Source organism: Cupriavidus sp. 01L45, assembly GCF_056399885.1.
In genome coordinates, this window is sequence record NZ_JBFTSG010000024.1 from 74,685 (window position 1) to 100,470 (window position 25,786).

Here is a 25,786-nt window from a genome sequence, read left to right on the forward strand (position 1 = left end):
CTATCATCCAGCGGCTCTACCCTTCCGCAATCGTGCCGATGACGCCCGACCCCACGCCAGAAAGACCCAAGACAACCACTGCACTCCCCGATATCCACCGCTTGCGCGCCCGTTTTGTCGCGATTTCCTGGCGCGACCTGGCCGTGTCCTTTGGTCCCGCGCTTGTATTCAGCCTGGCGGCGCTGTGGCTGGCGGTCTGGCTGGTGCAGCCGGCGCCGCCGAATACCATCTCCATCAGCGCAGGCCCCAAGGGCAGTTCCTTCCATGACGCGGCCGAGAAGTATGCAAAGATCCTTGCGCGCAATGGCATCACCTTGAATGTGCTGGCCTCCGAGGGCTCGCTGGACAATGTGCGGCGGCTGTCCGACGGCAAGCAGGCAGTCGACCTGGCACTGGTGCAGAGCGGCATCTCCAGCGAGGTGGACAAGGATGGACTGGTTTCGCTGGGCGGCGTGTTCTATGCCCCGATCTCCGTGCTGTACCGTGGCAAGGAAATGCACAAGCTGTCCGACTTCCGCAAGTCGCGCATCGCCATCGGCCGCGAAGGCAGCGGCGCCCGCGTGCTGGCCCTGGCCTTGCTCAAGGCAAACGGCATCGAGCCTGGCGGCAGCGCCAGCCTCATCGCATACGATGGCGACGACGCCGCGCAAGCGCTGGTCGACGGCGAGATCGACGTGGCCATGCTCACCGGCGATTCCGCCACGGGCCCGACCATGCGCAAGCTGTTCCGCACGCCAGGAATCCGGCTGCTGGATTTCGCGCAGGCCGATGCGTATACCCGGCGCTTCCTTTACCTGCAGAAGCTGGTGCTGCCCACCGGCGTGTTCGACCTCGGCAAGAACCTGCCGGCGCATCCCATCCGTCTGATCAGCCCGACGGTGGAACTGGTGGCGCGCGACACCCTGCACCCCGCGCTGTCCGACCTGCTGATCGAAGCCGCGCGCGAGGTCCATGGCAAAGCCGGCCTGATGCAGAATGCCGGACAGTTTCCCTCCGCGACCGCGCATGAGTTCCCGCTGAGCGACGATGCCACCCGCTACTACGCATCGGGCAAGGGCTTCCTCTACCGGCATCTCCCGTTCTGGCTGGCGAGCCTGCTTGACCGCGCCCTGGTGGTGCTGGTGCCCATTATCGTGATCCTGATTCCGGCCTTCCGGCTGGTGCCGTCGCTGTACAGCTGGCGCGTCAAATCCCGCATCTATCGCTGGTACGGCGCCTTGATAGAAATCGAGCGCGTCGCGCTGGTGAACCCCACCGACGAGGAGAAGACGGAGCTGGCCGCGCGCCTCGACCAGATCGAGGAGGCGGTGAACAAGATGAAGATGCCACTCGCCTACGCCGACCAGTTCTACGTACTGCGCGAGCATATTGTCTTCGTCCGGCGCAGGCTGACCGGATCGTAATCAAGGTTATTCACCGGCTCGATCGATTCGATCGCGACCATGAAGCGCCGAATCTGGCTGTGCCTGGCAGGGCGATTTCTGGGACGCGCATTTGGTTTAAGACATAGCATTGCTTCGTTGTCTGGCGCCTGTTGTAATTCGTTCTCGCGTCAGCCGGACATTAACAAAGTTTTACAACGAGACAGAGCGATCCAAACTATGCTCGCCACGCCAAGAGATTTACGAGGGGACATATCATGAACGCGACAACAATCGTCTCATCGCCATTGCGACTGCTTGCATTGAGCAGTGCACTCGCTCTTGCCGCCTGCGGCGGGGGCGGCGACGGCTCATCGAACAGCACCACCAGCAACAGTGCAGGCACCTTGAGTGTGTCGATGACCGATGCACCCGCCTGTGGCTTTGATCATGTCTTTGTCACGGTTGACAAAGTTCGGGTCCACACAGATCCCAACGCGGACATCAACGGCACCGGCTGGGTCGACGTCACTGTGAGCCCGGCACGGCGAATTGATCTGCTATCGCTTACAAATGGCGTACTCACCACTCTCGGTCAGACTCCGCTTCCGGCCGGCACTTACCAGCAGATCCGCCTGGTGCTCGTGGCCAATGGCGCCGGCGCGCTTGCCAATTCGGTGGTACCCACTGGCGCTGCCGAGCAAGCGCTCGACACACCCAGCGCCGTCCAGACCGGCATCAAGATCAACCGCCCCTTCACCGTGGCCCCTGATACGTTGACCGATCTGGTGCTGGACTTCGATGCTTGCAAGTCGATCGTCACACGCGGCAACAAAACCTATGGGCTCAAGCCGGTGGTTACCGCTTTACCAACGGTGGTGAGCGGCACTGTCGCCGGTGTGGTGGCCTCCGCGCCAGGCGCCCAGGTATTTGCTGAACGCAACGGCGTCGTGGTCAAGGCGACCGTGGCTGACGCCAGCGGCAATTTCACGCTGTCGCCGATCGAGCAGAGCAGTACCGCCGGCAATGTGGACGTTGTGGTTGTGCCGACCTCGGCCACCGGGCGCGGCACCGGCATCGTGCGAGGCGTGCCGGTCGTGGCACGCAGCAGCACTGTCGTCGCGACGGCTGCTGCACCGCTCAACCTGCCGGCCTCAACGTTTGGCAGAGTCTCCGGTACGATCACCCCCATCACTGCGGCGGGAACCGTCCGTGCCTTGCAGCAAACTGGCGGCGGTACCTTCGAGATTGCCGCCACCGCGGCGGCGTCGGATTCGGGGGCCTACAGCTTGTTCCTGACGCAGCCGGCATTGCCGCTGGCTGGACCTGCGGTTGGCACATACCAGACCCCGCTGCCGGCTGGGGGGATCCTGCTCACGCAGGATGGCACTGTGGCAGGCAAGTACAGTATCCAGGCTACGAGTGCCAGCGGGTCGGTCATCACTCAGCCAGTCACCGTGACCACAACAGGCGTGTCCCAGAACTTCGCATTCTGACGTGCGGGTGCCACTGCCGCGCCGACACTCAAACCCAATAAGAGAGTAGCAACAGATGAAATTCCTATTCGGAGCCGTGCTGACCGCCACGCTCATGGCCGGCTGCGCCGTCTACACACCCGGCGCGGCCGTTGTTGTCCCGGCCGGAGTGGTCGTCGACTCGGGGCCGGGTCCCGGCTTCTGCCCACCCGGGCAGGCAAAGAAAGGGCGTTGCTGAGCACGCGGCGTTTTCCTGAGCAACTTCGGACGTAGGAGAATCGCATGAACAAGATCCGCTTGTTTTCCCTGATCGCAACTTCCATCCTGGCGGCGACCTCGGTAGCCGCTCACGCGCAGCATGGCGGCGGCATGGGCGGGGCGGCTCGAGCCGGCGGTGATTTCGGTGGCCGCTCGGGCAGTCAGATCAGTAGCCGTGGCCTGATCAATAGCAATGGCCCAAATGCGGGTGACCGGGACAAGGGCCGATCGCGCGCTGAGGACCGCAGCGAAATGCGCACGGGTGACCGGCACGGAAAGGTGCATTCGAGCAGCCGCAAACATTAGCCACCGATGGCCTCCGCTGTGAGGCGGCGGCCATCGCCCAAAATGAGGTCGGCATTAGGCGCACAAGCAGACGCCGGCCTTCTTCAAAACTTCTTGTTAGCGGCTAGCCCGCGACCACCCTGCTTCAATTCGAAATGTGACGGGAGAAAGTTCCGATCCATTAGCTGCAATGGGGCGAAGAGTACCAAAGCTGATTTCAGGACGGCAAGTATCCCTAACCGTTTGCGCCGCCCTGGAGTCGCCGCTCGCCGGCAGTTAGCGCTGTGCCGATGCAAAAACCACCTTTCTGCCAAGGCGAGCCATCACCTATGCTTGGCAGAGAACCGCAGTTCCAATGTACGCCAGCTGACAGACATCCGGGGACGCGCCGGGAACGATTCATCCTTTGACCTTGGAGGAGTCGAATGAACAGCATCCTTGGGAAGTACTCTCCGATGGTGGCGATATGTCTGGGCGCTGCGCTCCCAGCGACCGGCGTGTTTGCTCAAGAAGCCTACGATATAGTCGGAACGTGGACGCTTGTCTCATCAGTTCTCGATAAGGACGGAAAGAAGATCGATCAGTTCGGTCCAGGGGCGAAAGGGATGATGATTCTGGATGCCCAAGGCCGGTTTATGCTAACCATCATTGGGGCGGATCTGCCAAAATTTGCCTCCGGTAATCGCGCTGCTGGTTCGCTAGAGGAAAACAAGGCGGTAATCGGCAAGAGCGTTGCCCTCTTCGGCACCTACGCCTTAAATCCGGAAGGCAAGAGCCTCACTCTCAATATCGATAAATCGACCTTTCCAAACTGGGACGCAACCGAACAGAAGCGCTCCGTGGTCGCGCTCAGCCGAGACGATCTTCAATACATGACTGCGCAAGCGTCCGGGGGCGGCTCCGCGACGGTAACCTGGAAGCGCGCAAGATAGACGGGCGTAATGGCGAATGCCAAGGATCGGCTCCGATCGACCTGGATTGGGGAGCTAAAAGGAGCGACCGTTCAAGGCAGATTCTGTCCGCACGGACTTCCCTCAAGAGTCAATATCGGGACAATCCGATCTGCGGCGTTTGCGCATGCAAGCGCCGAGATGGCGGTGACAAAGCGATATCGTCTTCATCACGCCATCTCGGGCGATCGCTTCGGCAACGTGACAATGCCTCTGTCAGGGCACCAGGACGGTGGACCCTACTGTCTTGCGGGACTCGAGCGCCCGGTGCGCGTCGGCGGCATCGGCCAGGGCAAAGGTCTGCTGGGGTTCGCTCACGATGCGGCCGGCCAGCACGTGGTCGAACAATTCCCTGGCCATGTCCAGCATGTGTGCGCGCGGCTGGATATAGTGCATCATGGCGGGCCGCGTGAACCAGATCGATCCCTTCGCGGCCAGCATCTGGGAGTCGACAATCACGGCTCCCGACGAGGTGCCGTTGCTGATCAGCGAGCCCCGCGGCTGCAGGCAGTCCAGTGAGGCTTCCAGCGTGTCCTTGCCCACCGAGTCATAGACCACCGGAACACCCTTGCCGTCGGTGATCTCCTTGACGCGCTGCACGATGTTCTCGCGCGAGGTCACGACGGTGTGCGCACAGCCGTTGGCCTTGGCGATCGCGGCTTTCTCGTCGGTACTCACGGTTCCGATCATGGTGACGCCCATCGCCCGCGCCCACTGGCATGCGATCAGCCCCACGCCACCCGCAGCCGCGTGGTAGAGGATGGTCTCGCCACCCTGGAGCGGGTAGACCTGACGGAACAGGTATTGCGCCGTCATGCCCTTCATCATCAGCGTGGCGGCGGTGCGGTCGGAGATGCCATCGGGCAGCGGGATCAGCACCGCCGCCGGCATCACGCGCACCTGGGAGTAAGCGCCCTGCGGCCCGATCAGGTAGCCGACGCGGTCACCCACGCGGATGTCCGTCACGCCGGAACCCACGGCCTCGACCACACCGACCGCGTCGGAGCCCAGCCCGTTGGGCAGCGCCAGCGGGTAGCGGCCGGTGCGGAAATAGATATCGATGAAGTTCAGCGCGATGTAGCTGTGGCGCACGCGGGCCTCGCCGGGGCCGGGCTCGCCGACCTCGACGTCCTCGAACTTCAGCACTTCCGGGCCGCCGGTTTCATAGAAGCGAATGGCTTTTGACATGTTTGTATTCCTGTGTATGTTCCGAGGGGTCCCACGCGGCCGACTCAGTTGGTCGCTGACAGTCAGGCGATGGGTTCGTGGCCAGGCCAGGCACTGAATGCATCAACGCGCCGGGGCATGGCCAAGCCCGATCGCTCACTGGTTGAACTTGATGTTGTACGCCTTGACGATCTGCGCGTTGCGCTCGTACTCGGCATGCGTCATTCTGGCCAGCGCTTCGGGGTTTTCGCTGACCATCGGAGAGAAGCTGAGCCCCATCAGCTTCTCGCGTACTTTTGGCGTCGAGGCTACCTTGGTGACCACGGCATTGATCCTGTTCACGATGTCGTCGGGCACCTTGGACGATACGATGACGCCCACCCAGTTCGAGAAATCGATGATCTCGGGGAAGCCCTGCTCCGCCATCGTTGGCACATCGGGCAGTTGCGCCAGCCGCATCGTGGTCCCGACACCGAAGGCCTTGAGCTTGCCTGCCTTGATCAGGGGCAGCGAGGTCACGGCACCGTCGAACATGATGTCGACCTGGCCGCCCATCACGTTCTGCAGCGCGGGTGGCGAGCCCGGGAAGGGCACGTGCTGCAGGTCCAGCCCGGACTTGCTGGCGAAGATGGCGCCTGCGTAGTGCGAGCTGGTTCCCGCGGTGTAGGACGCATAGCTTCCCTGGCCACCCTTGGCGGTCTTGAGGTAGCCGATCAACCCTTTCAGGTCCTTGGCCGGCACCGTCGGCGTTGCCACCAGGACCATGGCGGAGCGGGCCACCATCGTCACCGGCTTCACGTCCTTGACCGGATCGAAACCCGTCTTCATCACCAGCGGAATTTCGGTCAGGATGTTGCTTGCAATGACCATGATCGTCTGGCCATCCGGTGGCGCGAGATTCAGTCCCTGCACACCGATGGCGCCACCGGCGCCCGGCTTGTTGTCGACGATCACCGGTTGGCCGATCTCGGTCGAGATGGCCTCGGACAGCACCCGCGCCACGACGTCCATCGTGCCGCCGGCGGGCGCCGGCACCACGACCCTGACCGGCTTTTGCGACCATGCGTTTGCCGCCAGAGGCGCCGCGCACAGGGCGATGGCGACCCCGAGAAGCGTCGCGCGCTGGCGGTACCTGGTTGCTTGCTTCATCCTTGTCTCCTCGTTGTAGTTGTAGTTGTAGTTGTAGTTGTAGTTGTAGTTGTAGTTGTTGTCGTTGTCGTTGTTGGCCAGGGCGTGGCGACGCTCAGGCGATCTTGCGCAGGTGGCCCTGCTGGCGACCGATGCGGTTTGGCGCGAAGCCGTTGGCCGCCAGGGACTCCTCCACGGTGTCGTAGAACACGCCGATCTTGGAAATCTCGCGCGCCTGCTGCGCAGTGGCGATCGGACGGCCGAACTCGCGTGAAATGCGCACCAGTTGCTCGATCTGCTGGACCGTGCTGAACTTCCTGGTGCGCTGCTGGTTCCAGAGGTTGTCCTCGATGCCGCAGCGCACATGCAGGCCCATGGCGATGCCCATCATGTTGATCGGCAGCACGTTGAGCACGGAGCTTTCCACCGTCAGCACGGCGCCATCGGGCACGGCGCGCACAATGTTGGCCATGTTGTAGATGTTGGGCGCGTCCATGCCGCCGCTGATAGCCACCCAGTTCATGACCAGCGGGCCTTTGTAGATGCCCCTGCGCATCAGGCGCTCGACCGACTCGAAGCTGTTGATGTTGTAGCACTGGAAAGCGCTTTGGATGCCGGCGGCCGACAGGCGGCGGATGTGCTCCTCGACCCAGCCAGGCTGCGAGGGCACCGTCATTTCCTTGTACGCCTGAAAGGTGGCCGGATCTTCCATCGACGTGCCGCGCAGGTCTTCGTAATCGAAGTGCTCCAGCACATTCATCTGCGAGGTGTTCACGGTCACCGTGACCTGGTCGGGCTTGGGATCGAGATCGGCGAGCATGTGGCGCGTATCGTCGGATAGCCACTTGGCGGCGGCGCCATCGGTCTCCGGCGCGAAGGAGATCGAACCACCCACCTGGATGATCATCTCGGGCACGGCCTTGCGCACGCCGGCGACCAGCTCGTTGAATTTGGACAGCCGCTTGGAGCCGCGGCCGTCGAGTTCGCGCACGTGCAGGTGCAGCACCGTGGCGCCCGCGTTGTAGCAGTCCACCGCCTTCTGGATCTGCGCCTCCATCGTCACCGGGATGTCCTCGGGAAAATCAGAAGGGACATAGGACGGCGCGTAGGGTGCTGCCGTGATGATGAGCGGCTGCTGGTTTTCGGGGAACAGGTGTCCGTCGAGAAAGTTCATGGCGTGTCTCCTGGGTGGGAAAGGAAGAAAGGCGATAGGGTTGGCGGGAGTGAGAGTCAGAACACCTTGTCGCCGACGATGCCGGCGCGCTCCATCTTGCGATGGCAGGGCGGGTAGTCCATCACGGCGTAGTGCTGCGTCGAGCGGTTGTCCCAGATGGCGATGCTGTTCGGCTTCCAGCGCCAGCGCACCTGGTACTCGGGGATCAAGGCCTGGCCGATCAGGTACTGCAGCAGCGCCGATCCGCCTTGCGTGAAGTCCTGGCCGTAGCGCACGTTGGCCGACGTGTGGAAGTTCGAGAAATGGGTGGCGAAGCCGTTGACGAACAGCACCTTCTCGCCGGTCTCGGGATGGGTGCGCACCACGGGATGTTCGGCATCCGGGTACTGGGCCTTGAGTGCCAGGCGCTTCTCGATCGGCATGGCCGCACCGAACGTGGCTTCGATGCTGTGCCGCGCACGCAGGCCAGCGATCTGGATCTTGACCTGCTCGGGCAGCTTGTCGTAGGCCAGCGCCATATTGGCCCACATGGTGTCTCCGCCCACCGGCGGGCATTCCACGCAGCGCAGCACGCAGCCCATTGGCGGCGACTCGCGCCACGTGGCGTCGCAGTGCCAGCCGTTCTCGTAGCGGTCGTTGGGGGCGTCCGGCGACTTGTAGATGCGCACCAGGCCCGGGTGATCCGGGTCGCTGCCGGCCACGGGGTGGTCCTCGAGTTCGCCGAAGCGGCGCGCGAAGCCCACATGCTCATCGCGCGTGATGTCCTGGTCGCGCAGGAACAGCACCTTGTGCCTGAGCAGCGCGGCCCTGATCTCGGCGAACAGGCCATCGTCGTGCACGGCGTCTGCCAGGTTCACGTTTACGAGCTCGGCACCTATGGCGCATGTCAACGGTTCGATATGCATGGCTTGTCTCCTTGTTTTCTTGTTCAGATCACCAGGACGAACGATCCCGTGGTCTTGCGGGACTCGAGGTCGCGGTGAGCATGGCCGCTACATGCGGCGCGTAGCACTGGTCGGGCCGCTCTTGCGTTGAGAGCTGCCGCTGATGCTTGCCTGGTCAGCGGTACAACGTGGACTCGGCGCTGTTCGAGAGACGCCCGGCGTCAAGCCGCTCGATCAACTGCGTGGCCATCGGCCAGGGGCCATAGCCAGATGCCGGGTTCAGATGACCGACCTCGCCCAGGTCCACCGTGTCACTGCCCCAGGCCCGCGCGAGTTCGATCACCCTCGGCAGTTCGCCCAGCGGATCGTTCTGGCTGGTAGCAACCAGGCTGGGAAACGGAAGCCGCTGGCGTGGGACCGGGAGCCAGCCACTAGCGTGGATCGCGGACAATGTCGGGTAGCCTTCCGGCATGGGGCGCTCAAAGTCAGGCGGACACGCCAGCAATGCGCCCTGGATGCGTGCCGCGTGTGCGGTTGTCAGGGCCCAGTGGGCAAGCATGATGCAGCCCCCGCTGTGGGCGACCAGCAGTACAGGACCGCCAATGTCTGCCACCGCCTGCTCAATGGCCGCGACACGGCGAGAGCAGTCCAGGTTTTCGCGCCCCATTGGCGGCACTGTGCGGGCATTGGGCAGTCGCTCGGCCAGCAATGTCTGCCAATGCCCGGCAACCTGGTCACGCAGGCCGGGGACGATAAGCACAGTGGATGTTGTCATGATCGAATTCGATTTGAGGTGATGCTGCGACTCGGGTCTGTCAACAGCTGGCTTTTGCGCATGAGGTCCGGCGTAAAGACTGAAGCCACGCTGCGCTCCATTGACCCCGCCCCGCCGGGCATCGGGGATCAGATGCACATCAGAAGACTATCGCTGCAAGATCGAATGTGATGTATTATTTGGGACATTCAATATCTAAATTGGGACATCCCCATGCCCAGTTACACGCCCTTGATCCGAAGCGCCAGTCTTACCGGCTACACGGAACTGGCGCGCCACCATGGACTCAACCCTGAGGCGATGCTGCGCAAGGTGGGGTTGAGTCCCCGGAGCCTTCTCGACCCCGATATGCCGGTCAGTACCATGGCGGTACGCCAGCTGCTTGAGGACAGTGCTTTGATGGCAGGCGTGGAAGACTTCGGCTTGCAACTGGCCATGGACCGGCGGCTGGCCAACCTGGGCCCGATCAGTTTCGTGATGCGCGAAGCGCCGAATGCCCGGCAGGCGCTGGACAACCTGTGTCGCTATATGCGCCTGATCAATGCGTCGCTGTTGACTCGCATCGAAGACTTCGGCGACGCCGTATTGATTCGCGAAGAGATCCTGGCCACCGGCAAGCACCCGGTGCGGCAGTCCATTGAAATGGCCGTGGGCGTGCTATACCGCACGATCCAGGAACTATTGGGGCCAGCCTGGCGGCCCCGAAGCGTCTGTTTCGAGCATCGTCAACCGCACGGTGCCACGTGTCACAAAGCGTTGTTCGGCGCGGCGGTTGAGTTCAATGCAAGTTTCAATGGCATCGTCTGTGCCGCAAAGGACCTCGCCGCGCCCATGCCGGCCAATGACTACCGCATGACGCCATATGTCCGTCGCTTTCTCGATCAGGCCCTGTCTGGATCCGATGAAAGTGCGACGCACACCGTACGGCAGGTCGTGGTTGCCATGTTGCCCGGGGGCAGGTGTACATCGGACCAGGTGGCAAAGCACCTTGGCGTGGATCGCCGGACTTTGCATCGCCATCTCGCCGCGGAAGGCACGGGCTTTTTGTCGCTGCTCCAGTCGGTCCGGTCTGAACTCGCCGCCCGCCAGATCCTCGACAGCGATCGTTCCCTCGCCGAACTCGCCGATCTGCTCGGCTTCTCGAGTCCCAGCGCTTTCGCTTTCTGGTTCAGGAAACATTTTGGCATGACGGTTTCGAGCTGGAAGCAAACTTCACAGGCTGCCGCAAATGCACCGCCGCAACGTGGCTGATCTGTGTCCCCTCACTGCCATCTCCGCACCGAGGCAATTGACGGCGCAGAGAGTCGATGAGAAAAAGCGCCGATCCGCCTTGGATGGCCACTCGATACGCATCACCGCCGCGGCATCGTTGCCGGATACAATTCGGCAGCGCCTGACCTGTCCAATACCGACCTGACCCCAATCCATGCCTAACCCCACCCGGGCCTTCCTCCTCGGCCCGCTACTGAAAGGCGTTTCACGTTCTTTCTACCTGACGCTGCGCGTGCTGCCCGCCGGGATGCGCGATCCCGTTGGCCTGGCGTATCTGCTGGCCCGCGCCGCGGACACGATCGCCGACACTTCGCTCATTCCGCCGCGGCAACGGCTGGATCTGCTCCTGTCGCTGCGCGATCAGGTCAACGGCGCCGCGGACGACGGGACGTTCCTGCGACGCATGGCGGTGGAAGTCGCGGGGCAGCAGACGCAGTCCGACGAGAAGGTCCTGCTCGAGTCGCTGGGGCCCGCGCTGTCGATATTGTCCCAGTTGAGCGAGTCCGACCGGGCGGCGGTACGCGAGATCGTGACGACCCTGACGACGGGCATGGAGTTTGATCTCCGTACCTTCCCCGACGAATGCTCCGGGCAGATCGTCGCGCTTCGCGAACCGGAAGAGCTTGACCGGTACACCTACCTGGTTGCGGGATGCGTGGGGGAATTCTGGACCAAGATGACCTATGCGCACATGCCGGGAACACTCAAGGGTAGCCCGGAGACCATGCTGCACCGTGGCGTGCGCTTCGGAAAGGCACTGCAGTTGACGAACGTCCTGCGTGACTGCGGCAAGGACCTGCGCATTGGCCGCTGCTATCTGCCAGCCACGATGCTGGACCGGTTTGGATTGACGCCGCAAGATCTCTTGCTGCCGGCCAACGCCCTGCGCGCCCAACCGCTGCTGTTCGAGCTGATCCGCGAAACGCTGGATCACTTCCGGGAGGCGGTTGAATACACGCTCGCCATCCCGGCGTTCTCCATCCGGTTGCGGCTGGCGTGCCTGTGGCCGGTCCTCATCGGCCTGGAAACCCTGCTGCTGCTCGTCAACAACGACGATTGGCTCGACCCCGGAAAAGTCTCCAAGGTACGACGCAACAAGGTGTACCAGATCGTGGCGGCATCGGTGCCGCTGGTGGTCTCCGACAAACTGCTGCGTTCCTGGGTTGACGGGCTGACCGGAAAGATCGAAGCCCGGCTGGGTAGCTGACGGAACGCCGCCTCACCGGGCGACGTCCTCGCTGCCCGACGCGCTCAGGCTGCCGTCCGCGGCGGTTGCGGCCAGGGCCGCTGCGCGGGACGCATCTCCTCCCAGGCCCTGGCCATCTGCAGGACGCCCAGATCGTCGAAACGCCGTCCGGCAATCTGCAGGCCGATGGGCATGCCCTCCGCCGCGTACCCGCAATTGACGGATGCCGCGGGCTGCTCGGAGAAGTTGTAGACGATCGTGAAGCTTGCCTGGTGAATCGGCTCGACGCCCTCGTATTCCACATGCGTCTGTTCCGCGCCAAACGCAGGCTGCGGGAAAACGGGCGAGAACACATAGTCGAAATCGCGCGTGGCGGCCACGGTCGCCGCGCGCAGCGCCAGGCCTTGGGCGTGCGCCTTGTATAGCTGCTCGGCGCTGACCTCCTGGCTCTTTTGCACCGCCCACTGGATAGCTGGCGACGCCTTTCCGCGCCGCGCTTCGGGCAGCGCGGAAAGGTCCATGCGTGTGCGCATGGCCCAGAAGCGGCTGATACCTTCGAGCATGCCCGGCTCGATCCACGGCCGGATCGGTTCGACGACCGCGCCGGCCGCTTCGAATGCCCTGGCCGCCCTCTCCACCGCTTCGCGCACATCCGGATCGAGCGGGATGCCGCAGTCGAGCTCAAGCCACAAGCCGATGCGCAGGCCCTTGAGGCTGCGATCCAGCCGGTTCCACTCGATAGCCTGGTAGGGCAAGCTCATATGGTCGCGCGCATCGGGCTGCGACAGCACGCGCATCATGAGCGCGGCATCCGCCACGGTGCGCGTCATCGGACCGGCGGCGCGCGCCGCATAAGGCGGATCGATCGGAATGCGGCCAAGGCTCGGCTTGAGCCCGAAGATGCCGCAGAAACCGGCCGGCCCGCGCACCGAGCCACCGATGTCCGTGCCGACATGCAGGGGACCATAGCCGGCCGCCGCTGCCGCGCCCGCGCCCGAACTGGAGCCGCCCGTATTCCGGCTGAGGTCCCATGGATTGCGCGTCAGCGGGTGAAAGCTGGACATGGCCGCGCCAAGCATGCCGAGGTCCGGCATCGTGGTCTTGCAGAGGAACACAGCCCCGGCTTCACGCAAGCGCGCCGCCGGGGGCGCATCCTTCGCGGCCGGGACCAGCTCGGTCGCGGCGCAGCCCAGCGGGACGGGCACCCCTTGCGTGGCGATGTTCTCCTTGATCGTCACCGGCACGCCGTCCAGCGCCCCTTGCGGCGCGCCGCGCTGCCAGCGCGCCTCGGACTCGCGTGCCATCGCCAGCGCGCGCTGCGTGTCGAGGGCATAGGCCGCATGGATATGCGGCTCCCATGCTTCCATTTGCGACAGCACGGCCTGGGTCACCTCCACTGGCGATAACGCCTTGCGGGCATAGAGGTCGAGCAGCGTCGTGGCGCTCAGCGCATTAAGGGCGGTTGTCTCGTTTGTCTCGTTGATTGTCATTGGGTCATCCATCGGTGAAGGTGCATCAGTGCATCAGCCAGCACCGGATTCGCAACCCCGGCACGGGAAACCAAGAATCTATGCGGCCCGCTTGGGCTTGACCCTGGCCGCGCCTTCATGGCCGGCGTCCCTCGCACGGTGCTCGAGCGTATCGGTCAGCTTGTCGATGCAGCGATTGAACGTCTTGAGCTCCGCCTCGGTCAGCGTGGCCAGCAATGCCTTCTCCAGCGTATTGCCGCGCTCGTAGGTTCGCTTCACCATGCTCTCGCCCTCCGCGCTCAGGAACAGATTGATCTGCCGGGCATCGAGTTCGCCGATCTGCCGGCTCAGCAGCCCTTGCCGCACCAGCGCGCTGACCAGCTTCGACACCTGTGTCTTTTCGAGCAAGGTGAGTTCGATGAGCCGGCTCAGGGTCAGCCCCGGCTCCAGCGCAACCAGGCGAAGCACGCGCAGGTCCCGCACCGTGACGCCGAACTCGTTTTCGTAGAACTGCGAACCCGCCGCCTTGCTCAGCTCGCTCAGCCGATCGAGCCGGAACGACAGGTATTCGAGGATGGGGTGGTCGGAGGATGGCATGGCAGGCTTCGGAGAATTAGTCGATATCGACAACAGATTCTCGTTGCAATAGTTGCTTCGTGCAACTAAGCAAAAATACCTAGGCCTTTGCCTTGACGCGACAAGGGGTCGCCTTTCACCTCTCGCCTCTCGCCTTTCGACGCGAAGCACCAAAGCAAAAGGCCTGCACGAATGCAGGCCTTTTGCTTTCTATCTTGGTGCCCAGGAGAGGACTCGAACCTCCACAGTGTTGCCACCGCTAGGACCTGAACCTAGTGCGTCTACCAATTTCGCCACCTGGGCTAGGTGAGGAGGCGCATTTTACCTAACGGATCGGAATTTGCAAGTGCTCCGCATAGCGAACCGGAAGAAAAACATCGCCTTGCCCCGAAGCGCATCGTGCAACTGCTGCCATCAACGGGACGATCAGCAAAATCCCTCCCGGCCCTGGGCCGGAAGGGAGCGGTCAGGGATAGCGCAGGTACAACCCGCCCCGACCGGAGGCAGCGGAACTTCCTTAAGCCTGCGCAGCCGCCAGCGCCGCGTTCAGCGTCTTGCTCGGGCGCATCACGGCATCCAGCTTCGCGAAGTCGGGCTTGTAGTAACCGCCGATGTCCGCTTCCTTGCCTTGCACGGCCGACAGTTCCGCCACGATGGCCTGCTCGTTGTCGGTCAGTTGCTTGGCCAGCGGCGCGAACTGCGCGGCCAGGGCTGCATCTTCGGTTTGCGCCGCGAGTTGCTGGGCCCAGTACATGGCCAGGTAGAACTGGCTGCCGCGGTTGTCCAGTTGCCCGGTCTTGGGCGACGGGTTCTTGTTGTTCTCCAGCAGCTGGCCGGTGGCGGCATCCAGCGTCTTGGCCAGGATCTTGGCCTTGGCGTTGCTGGTCTTGATGCCCAGGTCTTCAAGCGACACGGCCAGCGCCAGGAATTCACCCAGCGAGTCCCAGCGCAGGTGGTTTTCTTCCACCAGTTGCTTGACGTGCTTGGGCGCCGAGCCGCCCGCACCGGTTTCGTACATGCCGCCACCGGCCATCAGCGGGACGATGGAGAGCATCTTGGCGCTGGTGCCCAGTTCCATGATGGGGAACAGGTCGGTCAGGTAGTCGCGCAGGATGTTGCCGGTGACCGAGATGGTGTCCAGGCCGCGGATGACGCGTTCCAGCGTGTAGCGCATGGCGCGCACCTGCGACATGATCTGGATGTCCAGGCCGGTGGTGTCGTGATCCTTCAGGTAGGTCTCGACCTTCTTGATCATCTCGGCTTCGTGCGGACGGTACGGGTCCAGCCAGAAGATCGCCGGCATGCCGGAGTTGCGGGCGCGGGTAACGGCCAGCTTGACCCAGTCGCGGATCGGCGCGTCCTTGACCTGGCACATGCGCCAGATGTCGCCCTCTTCCACGTTCTGCACCAGCAGCACTTCGCCCGTGGCGATGTCCACGATGCGGGCTTCGCCGGCTTCGGGCACTTCAAAGGTCTTGTCGTGCGAGCCGTATTCCTCGGCCTGCTGGGCCATCAGGCCGACGTTGGGCACGGTGCCCATGGTRACCGGGTCGAAGTTGCCGTTGGTCTTGCAGAAATTGATGATTTCCTGGTAGATGCGGGCGAACGTGCTTTCCGGGATCACAGCCTTGGTGTCCTTCGGGCGGCCGTCGGCGCCCCACATCTTGCCGCCGATACGGATCATGGCCGGCATCGAGGCGTCCACGATCACGTCATTGGGGGCGTGCAGGTTGGAGATGCCCTTGGCCGAATCCACCATCGCCAGTTCCGGGCGATGCTCGTGGCAGGCGTGCATGTCGCGGATGATTTCCTCGCGCTTGGAGCTGGGCAGGCTTTCCAGCTTGTCGTACAGGTTGACCAGGCCGTTGTTGACGTTCACGCCCAGTTCGTCGAACAGCGCGCCGTGCTTGGCAAAGGCTTCCTTGTAGAAGATCTTCACGGCGTGGCCGAACACGATGGGGTGCGAGACCTTCATCATCGTGGCCTTCACGTGCAGCGACAGCATGACGCCGGTCTTGCGCGCGTCTTCCATCTGCTCTTCGTAGAAGTCGCACAGCGCCTTCTTGCTCATGAACATGCTGTCGATGATCTCGCCGTCCAGCAGCGAAACCTTGGGCTTCAGCACGATGGTCTTGCCGCTCTTGGTGACCAGCTCCATCTTCACGTCGCGGGCGCGGTCCAGGGTCATGGACTTTTCACCGTGGTAGAAGTCGCCGTGCTTCATGTGCGCCACGTGGGTACGCGAAGCCATGCTCCACTCGCCCATGCTGTGCGGGTTCTTGCGGGCGTAATTCTTCACGGCGGCCGGTGCGCGGCGATCCGAGTTGCCTTCGCGCAGCACGGGGTTCACGGCGCTTCCCAGGCACTTGGAGTAGCGCTGGCGGATGGCCTTCTCGGCATCGGTCTTCGGGTCTTCCGGGAAGTCAGGCACGTTGTAGCCCTTGGCCTGGAGTTCCTTGATGGCGCCGACCAGCTGGTGCACCGAAGCACTGATGTTGGGCAGCTTGATGATGTTGGTGTCCGGCAGCAGGGTCAGGCGGCCCAGTTCAGCCAGGTTGTCCGGGACGCGCTGCGCTTCGGTCAGGAATTCCGGGAATTCGCCCAGGATACGGCCCGCCACCGAAATATCGCTGGTGGTGACGTCGATCCCGGCCGGCGCGGTAAAGGTGCGGATGATCGGCAGGAAGGCGCTGGTCGCCAGCAGCGGCGCCTCGTCGGTCAGCGTGTAGATGATGGTGGGTTGCTGGGTACTCATTGCTTCTCTCAGGGTCAAGAAATGGGTTGGAGAACGCCACCGGCTGGGTCGCAGCCCGGCAGTAACGTCGAATTTTGCCTGATTTTGCTTCAGGGGGCTCAAACACGGGATGGCTTTTTGCATTATGAAATGCACAAAACACGCTTTGCCTGCCCGGCTGGTATCCCGCTACGGCCTATCCCGGCTGCCTTGCGCGCCGCCAGGGGACTCGCCATCGGCCTTCGGCCAGCCAGCCCCCTCCTGCGCCGCCTCCACGAAGGCGCGATGCCCGCAAGCCACCGCCCCGGGAATACCCGCATAGGAAAAATCGGGCCGCTGACCAATTATGATAATTATGATCATAAATAGAGTCAGCAATGCCTCACGCCCCCAAGCCCGGGTTATCCGGCAGCAAGCGCGTAAAGCGCGTCGATCAGGTAGTCAACGGTATCAAGCGCTGGATTGTCCAGACGCACCAGAAAGTGGGCGGCAAGTTGCCGCAGGAGGCGGCGCTGATCGAGCAGATGGGCGTCGGCCGCGGAACGGTGCGCGAAGCGCTGACCGCCTTGCAGGTGCAGGGCCTGGTCACCGTCACTACCGGGCCCAACGGAGGCGCCACGCTGACGCAGCCCTCCTACGTCCAGTGCCTGGAGGCTGTCTCCAACTTCCTCTACTTCCAGCCGGTCGATATCGCGACGCTATATGCCTTGCGCCGCGCGGTTGAGCCCGAACTGGCAGCCAATGTGGCATTGCGCCTGACCGAGGCCGACCTGGCCGATCTCGATGCGCTGATCGGCCTGAGCCATCCGGCGCATGGCGGCAGCGAGGACTGGAACGAGCGCCGCGAAGCGGATCTGCTCTTTCACGACCGGCTCGCCGATGCCTGCAGCAGCCCCATGCTGGCGCTGTTCTGCCGCCTGCTCAACGACATCATTCGCCGCGTGATCGTGGTACGCAACGCACAAGAGAGTTTCGACCGCTTCGACGACGAGATCGTCCACAGCCACACGGCCCTGATGGATGCATTCCGCGCGCGCGACGCCGACCGTGCCCGGGCACTCATGCAAGAGCATATGGCGCACGCCGAAGCCCTGGCCCTCGAAGCCGAGTCGCGGGTCGACCGGAGCAGCCTGCTGATCAGTCCGGGCGACTGACCTTGGCCGCGTGGGTCTCGCCCGCCGGCACCGCCCCCTCCCCGCCATACTCCCATCAGCCGTCGGCCAATGGGGGCGGGATCGTTTTTGCTCTAATTTTTGGAGTCCCACGTGAAACCCCATGAAACGCTGTGGCGCTGGAGCGCCGTCGACATTGCCGCCGCGGTACGGCGGCGCGAGATATCCTGCCGCGAGGCCACGGCCAGCGCACTCGCTCGCATCGAACAGCTCAACCCGAGCCTCAACGCCCTGGCTGAAGTGCTGGCCGAGCAGGCCCTGGCCAGCGCCGATGCGGCCGACCAGATGACCGCGAGCGGAGCGCAACTCGGGCCGCTTCACGGCGTGCCCGTCACGATCAAGATCAATGTGGACCAGGCGGGCCATGCCACTACCAACGGCGTCATCCCGTTGCGGGAGAATATCGCGCGCGAAGACGCCCCGGTGGTTGCCAACTGGCGCAATGCCGGCGCCATCATCGTCGGGCGCAGCAACACGGCCACCTACTCGTCGCGCTGGTTCACCGACAACGGTCTGCACGGGCGCACGCTGAATCCCTGGAACCCGGATATCACGCCTGGTGGGTCCAGCGGTGGCGCCGCTGCCGCGGTGGCCTGCGGCATGGGCGCACTGGCACATGGCAATGACATCGGTGGCTCCATCCGTTATCCGGCGTATGCCTGCGGCGTGCCTGGCCTGCGGCCCACGACAGGCCGGGTACCCGCGTACAACCCCACTGCCAGCGTCGAGCGCGGCATCACACCGCAACTCATGTCGGTGCAGGGACCATTGGCACGCAACATGGCCGACCTGCGGCTTGGATATCACGCGATGGCGCGCCATGACGCGCGTGACCCCAGTTGGGTGCCGGTACCGCTGGAACTGCCGCCGCCAACGGGCCCTATCCGCGTGGCGCTGTTCAAACGCTGCCCCGGCATCCCCATCGATCCAGCAATCAGCGAAGCGTTGGACAGCGCGGCGCATTGGCTGCAGCAGGCCGGCTACGCCGTCGAGGAAGCCGCGCTGCCGGACTTTGTGGAAGCTGCCGCCCTGTGGCGCACGCTGACGACTGACGACAGCCGCCGGAATATCGTCGCGGGCGTGGAACAACATGGCGACGACGCCATGCGGCGCAGCCAGCGCAACATGCTGGCGGGCATGCCGGAGACCGACCGCGACGGCTTCCTCGATGCACTGGCCCGGCGCCAGGCACTGGGCCGCAACTGGTCGGTCTTTCTGCATGAATATCCGCTGGTGTTGATGCCGGTGTCATGGCAGCGCCCATGCCCGCAGGACGCCGATATCGGCACGCTGGAACAAACCCACGCCCTGCTTGACGCCCAAAGCCCGCTGCTAGCCACTGCCATGCTGGGCGTGCCGGGCCTCTCGGTGCCCACAGGCATGGCCGGCGGCGTACCCGTCGGCGTGCAACTGCTGGCCTGGCGCTTCCGGGAGGATCTGCTGCTGCAGGCAGGCCAGGTCATAGAAGACGCCGCGCGCTTCACCCCGTTCACCGCCCGATAACAACCCCCGCAATCAAAACAGGAGACTCCCATGAACGAACGCAACCCGACTTCCCCTGCGCGGTTTTCGCGCCGGGCCATGCTGGCCGGCACCGCCGCCGCCCTGTGCACCGGCAGCCTGATCTCGCGCGCCGCATGGGGGCAATCCGTGTCTCGCATCATCGTGCCATTCCCGGCCGGGGGACCAGCCGATTTCATGGGCCGTCTGCTGGCCGAGAAACTCAAGGAAACGCTTGGCCGGACCGTCATCGTCGACAACCGGCCCGGTGCCGGCACCCGCGTGGCGGCGGAGGTATTGAAGAACGCTCCGGCAGACGGCCATACCGTGCTRCTGGCGCCGGTCGATCCGATGTTCATCGGCCCGTTGATCTATAACAATATGCGTTTCAATCCCGCCACCGATTTCAGGGCGATCACCGACGTGGCCGGCGTTCAGTTTGGCCTGGCGGTCAATGCAAACTCTCCGGCCAGGACACTGGCCGAGTTTGTCCAGGCGGCCAGAGCCCGTCCCGCTGACCATTCGATCGGCATCAGCACGGTTGGTACCCTGCTCCACTTCCTCGCCGGGGAATTCGTGGCCCAGTCCCGTACCGGCAGCACCCTGGTGCCCTATCGCGGAGGCGGCGCCCTGGTGACGGACTTGATGGGAAACCAGATTGCGGCGGGCATGGACGCGACGACCTCGTTCATGGAGTACCACCGCGCCGGCAAGCTCCGCGTGCTGGCGGTGGCCGGCGACAAGCGCGCGGATGCCCTCCCCGACGTGCCCACCTTTGCGGAATCCGGATTTCCAAACCTGGTGACCTCGTCGCGCTACCTGCTGTACGTGCGCGCCAACACCGCGCCCGAGGTGTCCGCGCAGTGGTACCAGGCCGCGCGCAAGGTGCTGGCCATGCCCGATGTCCGCGAGAAGCTGGGCCGCACCGGTTATGACTTGCTGCCTGGCGGTACGGCTGACGAAGTCGCCAAGTATGCGAACGCGCTTGCCGCTCGCTGGACGCCGGTCATCAAGGCATCCGGCTTCAAAGGCGACTAAGTCCTGGAGACGCCAGCGCGAGCCAGGGGCACGCGCTGGCGGCTATCCGTTGCGGAAAGCGGCGGTAGCGACAAGCGTGCCTCGCAGCCGGACACGCCTTTCCGCGATCACATTGACAATGAACGTGTTCGCGGTTTCTTCCCCCCTTTCACCGACGCTTCCCCGCCCACGGCGCATCGGCATCAGCCTCCAACTTGCCGCGCTTGATCTCCCGCCTCGCAGATACCGCGCAGCCAGCGGTTGGCGGCACCGTGGCGATCAGGTCGCTCGACTGGCGCTCAAGTGCTGTGCACACCTTGCCAGCGCTGTCGCCGCAGTTGACGCCGACGCATGTCCCGGAAAACCCCTCACGCTAGTAAAAACCCGACTTTCGGTCGTCTAACGCGCAAGTAGCGCGATTAGCGCGCAAATTGCGCGAATTGAGCTTGTCCGGGGCATGGCGATCGCTTAATTTTCAGGCACCAAATACAGGAGACAACATGGCTACCACCATCGACCGTGACACACACGGCGCACGCCAGACGAAGAAGGCGACCGCGAGCGGCTGGATCGGATCGGCGCTCGAATACTATGACTTCTTCATCTATGCGACGGCCGCGTCCCTGATCTTCCCGCAGATCTTCTTCCCCTCGGGCAACCCCAAGATCGCGATCGTCGCGTCGCTGGCAACTTACGGCGTCGGCTACATCGCACGGCCAATCGGCGCATTCTTCCTGGGCCACTGGGGCGACACCCACGGGCGCAAGACCGTGCTGGTCCTGTGCATGTTCCTGATGGGTTTCTCGACGATGGCGGTCGGCCTGCTGCCGACGTATCAGCAGGTCGGCATGCTTGCCCCTGTGCTGCTGGTCGTCCTTCGCCTCATCCAGGGTTTCGCGGTGGCCGGCGAGATTTCCGGCGCCAGTTCGATGATTCTCGAGCACGCCCCGTTCGGCCGACGCGGCTACTACGCCAGTTTCACGCTCCAGGGCGTGCAGGCCGGCCAGATCCTCGCCGCCGCGGTATTCCTGCCGCTGGCGTACTACATGCCCGCCGATGCCTTCAACGCATGGGGCTGGCGCATTCCCTTCCTGCTGAGCGCCTTCGTGCTTGTCGCCGGCTTTATCATCCGCCGCGAAGTCAATGAAACGCCTGCATTTGCCCAGGAAGCGAAGGGCAGCGCCGTGCCTCGCTCGCCGATCATCGAAGCCTTCAAATACAGCTGGAAGGACATGATCCGGGTGGTATGCGTTGCCCTGATGAACGTCATCCCGGTGGTCGCCACGGTGTTCGGCGCGGCTTACGCGGTGCAACCGGCTTATGGCATTGGCTTTGAAAAGAGCCTTTATCTGTGGATTCCGGTCGCGGGCAATATCCTCGCCGTGCTGGTCATTCCGTTTGTCGGCAACCTGTCCGACAAGATCGGCCGCCGGCCGCCGATCATCGTCGGAGCGCTGGGCTCGGGGCTGCTCTCGTTCGCTTACCTTTACGCCATCAGCATCCATAACGTGCCGCTGGCGATCGTCTCGTCGCTGCTGATGTGGGGCGTGGTCTACCAAGGCTATAACGCGGTGTTCCCGAGCTTCTACCCGGAGCTGTTCCCGACGCGCTCCCGCGTCTCGGCCATGGCTATTGCCCAAAACGCCGGCACCGCCATCACCGCCCTGCTTCCGGCGCTATTCGCCATGGCAGCGCCTCCGGGATCGGCCAATATCCCGCTCACCGTTGGCGCGATCACCCTGACCGTCACGATCATCGCGGCAATCGCCGCATGGAGCGCACGGGAAACCCATCGCATCCGCATGAGCGACCTCGGCGAGCCCGGCGCGGTCCCCATGGACAAGCGGGACTATGACCGCTTGCGGGAAGAGGCCATGGGCGAAGCGAAAGTGATCAAGGCACTCGCCTGAGGCAGCCTGCGACCCGCACTGCGGCGACTTATCAAGATGGATTAAAAGATATCAATAGATATTTATTGATATCAATAAATATCAAAAGCCAACCGGAGGAGTATCAATATGAAAAAAGCCGCCGCCCTGCTTATCCTGGGGAGCGCAGCATGGCCAGCATTCGCGCAGCAATCCGGCGTCATCCTGTATGGCCTGATCGACACCACGATTCGTTTCTCCACCCACGAGAACGCTGCCGGCAACAGCAAATGGCAAATGACCGACGGCGAACTGACCGGCAGCCGCTGGGGCCTGCGCGGCACCGAAGACCTGGGCAACAACCTGAAGGCCTTCTTCATCCTGGAGTCGGGCTTTAACCCCGATACCGGCATCAGCCAGCAAGGCGGCCGCCTCTTCGGACGCACAGCCGTGGTGGGACTGGATGGCGATTACGGCAAGCTCGCGCTGGGGCGGCAGTACACCCTCGCGCACGAGATCCTGTCCTCCTACGAGGCCATGGCCTTCGCCAACAACTCCATCGTCGGGTACCAGGGCGGCAATTACACCGGCCTGCGCTACGACAACACCATCAAGTACATCAAGTCCTTCGGCGGCCTGCAGGTGGCCGGCGCCTACACCTTCGGCGAAGTCGCCGGCAGTACCTCGGCCAGCAACGCCGCAGCCGGCTCGCTGGTCTACAGTTCCGGTCCCTTTGAGGTTGGCGCCGTCTACCAGGTCACGCACGATGTCTCCTCCGCCTTCTTTGGCGCCGTGCCCGCTTCGCAAGCCAGCAAGCAGACCGTCTGGGGCCTGGGCGGCACCTGGAAGGCCGCGCGCGCGCAGTATTACCTGGGCTATACCAACAACCGCCTCGATGTCGCGGACTACCGCAACAACGTCGGCTATGTGGGCACCCGCGTCAACCTCACCGAAGCCCTGAGCCTGATCGGAACCTTCCAGTACGACTGGCTCAAGCACGCCGGCGAAAGCGGCAAGCGCCTGACCACCGCGGCGATGCTGGACTACAACTTCAGCAAGCGGACCGACGTCTATATGGCAGTCGATTACACCCACCTGAGCGGCGCATGGATTCCGCTGAACAGTTCCCCCACCTTCATCAACAGCGGCAATACGTTCGGCAACAGCACACGGCTGGGCGTCATGGCCGGGATACGCCACAAGTTCTGAGCGCGGCCAGTGGCCCCTGCAGTTGCAAGAACAATAGCCGCAACGCCGCCAACCTGCCGTGGTTGCCCTCCCCGGCACCGCGGCATGATGGCCGCGTTGCGCGCGCCAGCGCACCAGCCTTGACGGACGTTTTTTCGGAAGCCACCTAATGCTCGACATCCTGGCCATCATCGCCCCGATCTATATCGCCATCCTGATCGGATACTCGATGACCCGCTCGGGGATCTTCGCCAAAGCCGACATGCGCGTTTTCGGCAGGTTCGTGATCAATCTGGCGTTGCCGGCGCTGCTGTTCCGGACGTTGTCGCAGCGGCAGCTTGGGGAGATCCTGAATGTCAGCTACCTGCTCGCCTATTGCCTCGGATCATGGGCAATGGTCGGCCTGGGCTATTTCTGGTGCCGGCGGGCTTCCGGGCTGAATCCGGCCACCAGCGCCTTCTACGCGATGGGCATGTCGTGCTCGAACAGCGGTTATGTCGGCTATCCCATCCTGCTGCTCACCCTTGCCCCTGTGGCCGGGGTATCGCTTGCGCTCAACATGACAGTGGAGAACCTGCTGGTCATCCCTTTCCTGCTCTGCATGGCCGAGAGCAGGCAAGGCGGCGCCGGGCAATGGCGTGCATTGGGCAAATCGCTGATGCGGATGGCCTATAACCCGCTGATTATCGGCTTGCTCGCGGGGCTCACCGTGTCGGTACTCGGATTGAAACTGCCCGGGCCGGTGATACGCACGGTCGATATGCTGGCAACTGCCTGTAGTGCCCTGTCCCTGTTTGTCATTGGCGGCACGCTGGTCGGGCTTCCCATGCGCGGACACGGCTCACGGATTGCGCCGATTGTTCTTGGCAAGCTGGTGCTGCATCCGTTGCTGGTTTTCGTGGCGATCACGATGGTGCCGATGCTCGGGCTTGGGGAGATCGAGCCTTCGCTGCGGATGGCGGCTGTGTTGATGGCGGCTATGCCAATGATGGGCATCTATGCGACGTTGGGGCAGGTCTATGGGCAGGAAGATTTCAGCGCAGTGACTTTGCTGGTGACCACGATCGTGTCGTTCTTTACGCTGAGCGGGTTGCTTTGGGCACTAGGAAAATACTGGAGCCTGGCGTGAAGACCGGATGGATGCCGGACCGTCGAGCCTGATATGGGGCAAGATCGATGGCATACGAGCGTTTGCGATGGGCAGCCTGATCGAGCAGTCAGCCGCCGTCGCGACATGCATAGGGGACGACGCCTGGGCCACGACATCCCAAGCGAAGAGGATATCGTCGAGGCTACGGATCGTCGCGATCCGTTCACGGACGGCACGCACAACTGAAACACTGCGCGAAGCGCAGGCGGCTTGATGGAAAACGGCGGGCTGCGGCCCGCCCCGTTTGCGCTTGCCCGGCTAGGAAGTCCGATTGAAAAGCGCGGAGGCGTGGCTAGCCGCGGCCAGTTCCGCAGCGGCACTAAGCAGTGCCGGGCCCAGCTCTTTCATGCGTGCCTCGCTGAGCCTGCTAAGGGGGCCCGCAATGCTGATCACCCCAATTGCGGGATACCCCCGGCGCTGGACGGGCGCCGCCATGGCCGACATTGCCGGTGCGAACACTTCATTGATGGTGGCATAGCCGCGCTCCCGTGCCTTGTGGATGAAGCCCAGCAAGGCTTTGACGGTGGTTGGCGCATTGGGGCCATATTGTCTGGGCTGGCCGAAGCCTTGCTTCAGCACCAGTTCAAGGGCGCGTTCATCCGTCATGGTCTGCATCCAGGCATGTCCGGTTGCGCTGCAGGAAAGAATGGTGTCCATGCCCATGTCGGGGTCATACCGCAGCCCCCTCAGCGCCCCTTGCGCCTTGGCCACCCAGGTGAGGCGGTCCCCGTCGACGATGGCCAGGCGAACGAGTTCACCCGACGTCTCCGCCAGCCGGTCCAGCCTTGTCTGGGCAATATCGACGATGCCGGAAGTCGCGAGAAAGCCCAGTCCCATCCCCACCAGCTTGGTCGTCAGTATGTAGTCGCCGTGGTCCCGCAACTGGCGCACATAGCCCGCGTTCTTGAGATCGACCAGCAGGCGATGGCACGCGCTGCGCGGGATATCGAGATCATCGGCGATGGCGGCCAGGGGAACGGCCTCGACTTGGGTACAAAGGTATTCGAGGATTCCAAGTGTGCGCAGTACGCCTGACATGGCGAGTTCCCTGCCAATGAAATATATAGTTTTTTACTATTCAACAAAAATACCAATACGTCAAGTTCGGAATGGCATTCCCAAACCGCTGCTAGCATGCATTCACCGCTCCAACCGGCACGAAGGGCAACGTTGTTGGACGGATTCAAACGGCACCGG

General features: G+C 63.4%; 21 protein-coding genes and 1 tRNA gene. 12 read left to right on the forward strand and 10 right to left on the reverse strand.

Annotation, left to right across the window (positions count from 1 at the left end; all coding sequences use genetic code 11):
• The first annotated feature begins 38 nt into the window (after positions 1–38).
• The 4 genes from AC1DT6_RS18090 to AC1DT6_RS18105 all read left to right on the forward strand — a co-directional run bounded on the left by AC1DT6_RS18090 (position 39) and on the right by AC1DT6_RS18105 (position 4,311).
• Positions 39–1,403, forward strand: coding sequence for a TAXI family TRAP transporter solute-binding subunit (locus AC1DT6_RS18090; protein WP_441626716.1), 1,365 nt, complete (start codon positions 39–41; stop codon positions 1,401–1,403).
• 236 nt (positions 1,404–1,639) lie between these two features.
• A complete protein-coding gene (locus AC1DT6_RS18095) occupies positions 1,640–2,857 on the forward strand; it encodes a DUF4382 domain-containing protein (RefSeq protein WP_441626718.1) in 1,218 nt (405 codons plus the stop codon).
• Between the two features lie 261 nt (positions 2,858–3,118).
• Positions 3,119–3,400, forward strand: a complete 282-nt coding sequence (locus AC1DT6_RS18100) for a hypothetical protein (protein WP_441626720.1) — start codon at positions 3,119–3,121, stop codon at positions 3,398–3,400.
• Between the two features lie 404 nt (positions 3,401–3,804).
• Positions 3,805–4,311, forward strand: coding sequence for a lipocalin-like domain-containing protein (locus AC1DT6_RS18105; protein ID WP_441626721.1), 507 nt, complete (start codon positions 3,805–3,807; stop codon positions 4,309–4,311).
• A 234-nt stretch (positions 4,312–4,545) separates the two neighbouring features.
• On the opposite strand, the gene AC1DT6_RS18110 is transcribed toward AC1DT6_RS18105, so the two are convergent.
• The 5 genes from AC1DT6_RS18110 to AC1DT6_RS18130 all read right to left on the reverse strand — a co-directional run bounded on the left by AC1DT6_RS18110 (position 4,546) and on the right by AC1DT6_RS18130 (position 9,457).
• Positions 4,546–5,517, reverse strand: a complete 972-nt coding sequence (locus AC1DT6_RS18110) for a quinone oxidoreductase family protein (protein ID WP_441626722.1) — start codon at positions 5,515–5,517, stop codon at positions 4,546–4,548.
• A gap of 135 nt (positions 5,518–5,652) precedes the next feature.
• The gene (locus AC1DT6_RS18115) at positions 5,653–6,645 is read right to left on the reverse strand and encodes a Bug family tripartite tricarboxylate transporter substrate binding protein (protein WP_441626724.1); all 993 of its coding nucleotides are present in this window, start codon (positions 6,643–6,645) and stop codon (positions 5,653–5,655) included.
• A 94-nt stretch (positions 6,646–6,739) separates the two neighbouring features.
• Positions 6,740–7,798: a beta-keto acid cleavage family enzyme gene (locus AC1DT6_RS18120; RefSeq protein ID WP_477111501.1), complete on the reverse strand. Its 1,059-nt coding sequence runs from the start codon at positions 7,796–7,798 to the stop codon at positions 6,740–6,742.
• 56 nt (positions 7,799–7,854) lie between these two features.
• The gene (locus AC1DT6_RS18125; protein WP_441626728.1) at positions 7,855–8,703 is read right to left on the reverse strand and encodes a TauD/TfdA dioxygenase family protein; all 849 of its coding nucleotides are present in this window, start codon (positions 8,701–8,703) and stop codon (positions 7,855–7,857) included.
• Positions 8,704–8,857: 154 nt separating this feature from the next.
• Positions 8,858–9,457 carry an RBBP9/YdeN family alpha/beta hydrolase gene (locus tag AC1DT6_RS18130; RefSeq protein ID WP_441626730.1) on the reverse strand — a complete coding sequence of 200 codons (600 nt, stop codon included), beginning with the start codon at positions 9,455–9,457 and terminating at the stop codon, positions 8,858–8,860.
• 213 nt (positions 9,458–9,670) lie between these two features.
• Here AC1DT6_RS18130 and AC1DT6_RS18135 point away from each other — a divergent pair, with 213 nt between their 5' ends.
• Positions 9,671–10,708 (forward strand): AraC family transcriptional regulator, encoded by a 1,038-nt coding sequence (locus tag AC1DT6_RS18135; RefSeq protein WP_441626732.1) that lies wholly within the window; start codon positions 9,671–9,673, stop codon positions 10,706–10,708.
• Between the two features lie 175 nt (positions 10,709–10,883).
• Positions 10,884–11,936: a phytoene/squalene synthase family protein gene (locus AC1DT6_RS18140; protein WP_441626734.1), complete on the forward strand. Its 1,053-nt coding sequence runs from the start codon at positions 10,884–10,886 to the stop codon at positions 11,934–11,936.
• A 44-nt stretch (positions 11,937–11,980) separates the two neighbouring features.
• Here the strand turns inward: AC1DT6_RS18140 and AC1DT6_RS18145 are convergent, their stop codons facing one another.
• From AC1DT6_RS18145 to AC1DT6_RS18160, 4 genes are all read right to left on the reverse strand, one after another.
• Positions 11,981–13,405, reverse strand: a complete 1,425-nt coding sequence (locus AC1DT6_RS18145; protein WP_441626736.1) for an amidase — start codon at positions 13,403–13,405, stop codon at positions 11,981–11,983.
• A gap of 78 nt (positions 13,406–13,483) precedes the next feature.
• The gene (locus AC1DT6_RS18150; protein ID WP_441626738.1) at positions 13,484–13,981 is read right to left on the reverse strand and encodes a MarR family winged helix-turn-helix transcriptional regulator; all 498 of its coding nucleotides are present in this window, start codon (positions 13,979–13,981) and stop codon (positions 13,484–13,486) included.
• 195 nt (positions 13,982–14,176) lie between these two features.
• Positions 14,177–14,263, reverse strand: a tRNA-Leu gene (locus AC1DT6_RS18155).
• A gap of 214 nt (positions 14,264–14,477) precedes the next feature.
• Entirely contained in the window at positions 14,478–16,715 is a 2,238-nt protein-coding gene (locus tag AC1DT6_RS18160; protein WP_441626740.1) for an NADP-dependent isocitrate dehydrogenase, read from the reverse strand.
• Positions 16,716–17,071: 356 nt separating this feature from the next.
• Between AC1DT6_RS18160 and AC1DT6_RS18165 the strand changes: the two genes are divergently transcribed.
• From AC1DT6_RS18165 to AC1DT6_RS18190, 6 genes are all read left to right on the forward strand, one after another.
• Positions 17,072–17,848, forward strand: coding sequence for a FadR/GntR family transcriptional regulator (locus AC1DT6_RS18165; protein WP_441626742.1), 777 nt, complete (start codon positions 17,072–17,074; stop codon positions 17,846–17,848).
• Between the two features lie 111 nt (positions 17,849–17,959).
• On the forward strand, positions 17,960–19,369 hold the full coding sequence (locus AC1DT6_RS18170; protein WP_441626744.1) for an amidase family protein: 1,410 nt from the start codon (positions 17,960–17,962) through the stop codon (positions 19,367–19,369).
• A 30-nt stretch (positions 19,370–19,399) separates the two neighbouring features.
• Entirely contained in the window at positions 19,400–20,404 is a 1,005-nt protein-coding gene (locus tag AC1DT6_RS18175) for a Bug family tripartite tricarboxylate transporter substrate binding protein (protein WP_441626746.1), read from the forward strand.
• A 479-nt stretch (positions 20,405–20,883) separates the two neighbouring features.
• Positions 20,884–22,293 (forward strand): MFS transporter, encoded by a 1,410-nt coding sequence (locus AC1DT6_RS18180; RefSeq protein ID WP_441626748.1) that lies wholly within the window; start codon positions 20,884–20,886, stop codon positions 22,291–22,293.
• A 108-nt stretch (positions 22,294–22,401) separates the two neighbouring features.
• On the forward strand, positions 22,402–23,460 hold the full coding sequence (locus AC1DT6_RS18185) for a porin (RefSeq protein WP_441626750.1): 1,059 nt from the start codon (positions 22,402–22,404) through the stop codon (positions 23,458–23,460).
• Positions 23,461–23,608: 148 nt separating this feature from the next.
• Complete coding sequence (locus AC1DT6_RS18190) at positions 23,609–24,568, forward strand: AEC family transporter (protein WP_441626752.1); 960 nt, start codon at positions 23,609–23,611, stop codon at positions 24,566–24,568.
• 279 nt (positions 24,569–24,847) lie between these two features.
• Here AC1DT6_RS18190 and AC1DT6_RS18195 read toward each other — a convergent pair whose 3' ends face one another.
• The gene (locus tag AC1DT6_RS18195; RefSeq protein ID WP_441626754.1) at positions 24,848–25,627 is read right to left on the reverse strand and encodes an IclR family transcriptional regulator; all 780 of its coding nucleotides are present in this window, start codon (positions 25,625–25,627) and stop codon (positions 24,848–24,850) included.
• Between the last annotated feature and the right edge of the window lie 159 nt (positions 25,628–25,786).

Coding starts and splice junctions, on each gene's coding strand:
- AC1DT6_RS18090 (WP_441626716.1), top strand. CDS start 39: ATGACGCCCGACCCCACGCCAGAAAGACCCAAGACAACCACTGCACTC.
- AC1DT6_RS18095 (WP_441626718.1), top strand. CDS start 1,640: ATGAACGCGACAACAATCGTCTCATCGCCATTGCGACTGCTTGCATTG.
- AC1DT6_RS18100 (WP_441626720.1), top strand. CDS start 3,119: ATGAACAAGATCCGCTTGTTTTCCCTGATCGCAACTTCCATCCTGGCG.
- AC1DT6_RS18105 (WP_441626721.1), top strand. CDS start 3,805: ATGAACAGCATCCTTGGGAAGTACTCTCCGATGGTGGCGATATGTCTG.
- AC1DT6_RS18110 (WP_441626722.1), bottom strand. CDS start 5,517: ATGTCAAAAGCCATTCGCTTCTATGAAACCGGCGGCCCGGAAGTGCTG.
- AC1DT6_RS18115 (WP_441626724.1), bottom strand. CDS start 6,645: ATGAAGCAAGCAACCAGGTACCGCCAGCGCGCGACGCTTCTCGGGGTC.
- AC1DT6_RS18120 (WP_477111501.1), bottom strand. CDS start 7,798: ATGAACTTTCTCGACGGACACCTGTTCCCCGAAAACCAGCAGCCGCTC.
- AC1DT6_RS18125 (WP_441626728.1), bottom strand. CDS start 8,703: ATGCATATCGAACCGTTGACATGCGCCATAGGTGCCGAGCTCGTAAAC.
- AC1DT6_RS18130 (WP_441626730.1), bottom strand. CDS start 9,457: ATGACAACATCCACTGTGCTTATCGTCCCCGGCCTGCGTGACCAGGTT.
- AC1DT6_RS18135 (WP_441626732.1), top strand. CDS start 9,671: ATGCCCAGTTACACGCCCTTGATCCGAAGCGCCAGTCTTACCGGCTAC.
- AC1DT6_RS18140 (WP_441626734.1), top strand. CDS start 10,884: ATGCCTAACCCCACCCGGGCCTTCCTCCTCGGCCCGCTACTGAAAGGC.
- AC1DT6_RS18145 (WP_441626736.1), bottom strand. CDS start 13,405: ATGACAATCAACGAGACAAACGAGACAACCGCCCTTAATGCGCTGAGC.
- AC1DT6_RS18150 (WP_441626738.1), bottom strand. CDS start 13,981: ATGCCATCCTCCGACCACCCCATCCTCGAATACCTGTCGTTCCGGCTC.
- AC1DT6_RS18165 (WP_441626742.1), top strand. CDS start 17,072: ATGCCTCACGCCCCCAAGCCCGGGTTATCCGGCAGCAAGCGCGTAAAG.
- AC1DT6_RS18180 (WP_441626748.1), top strand. CDS start 20,884: ATGGCTACCACCATCGACCGTGACACACACGGCGCACGCCAGACGAAG.
- AC1DT6_RS18185 (WP_441626750.1), top strand. CDS start 22,402: ATGAAAAAAGCCGCCGCCCTGCTTATCCTGGGGAGCGCAGCATGGCCA.
- AC1DT6_RS18190 (WP_441626752.1), top strand. CDS start 23,609: ATGCTCGACATCCTGGCCATCATCGCCCCGATCTATATCGCCATCCTG.
- AC1DT6_RS18195 (WP_441626754.1), bottom strand. CDS start 25,627: ATGTCAGGCGTACTGCGCACACTTGGAATCCTCGAATACCTTTGTACC.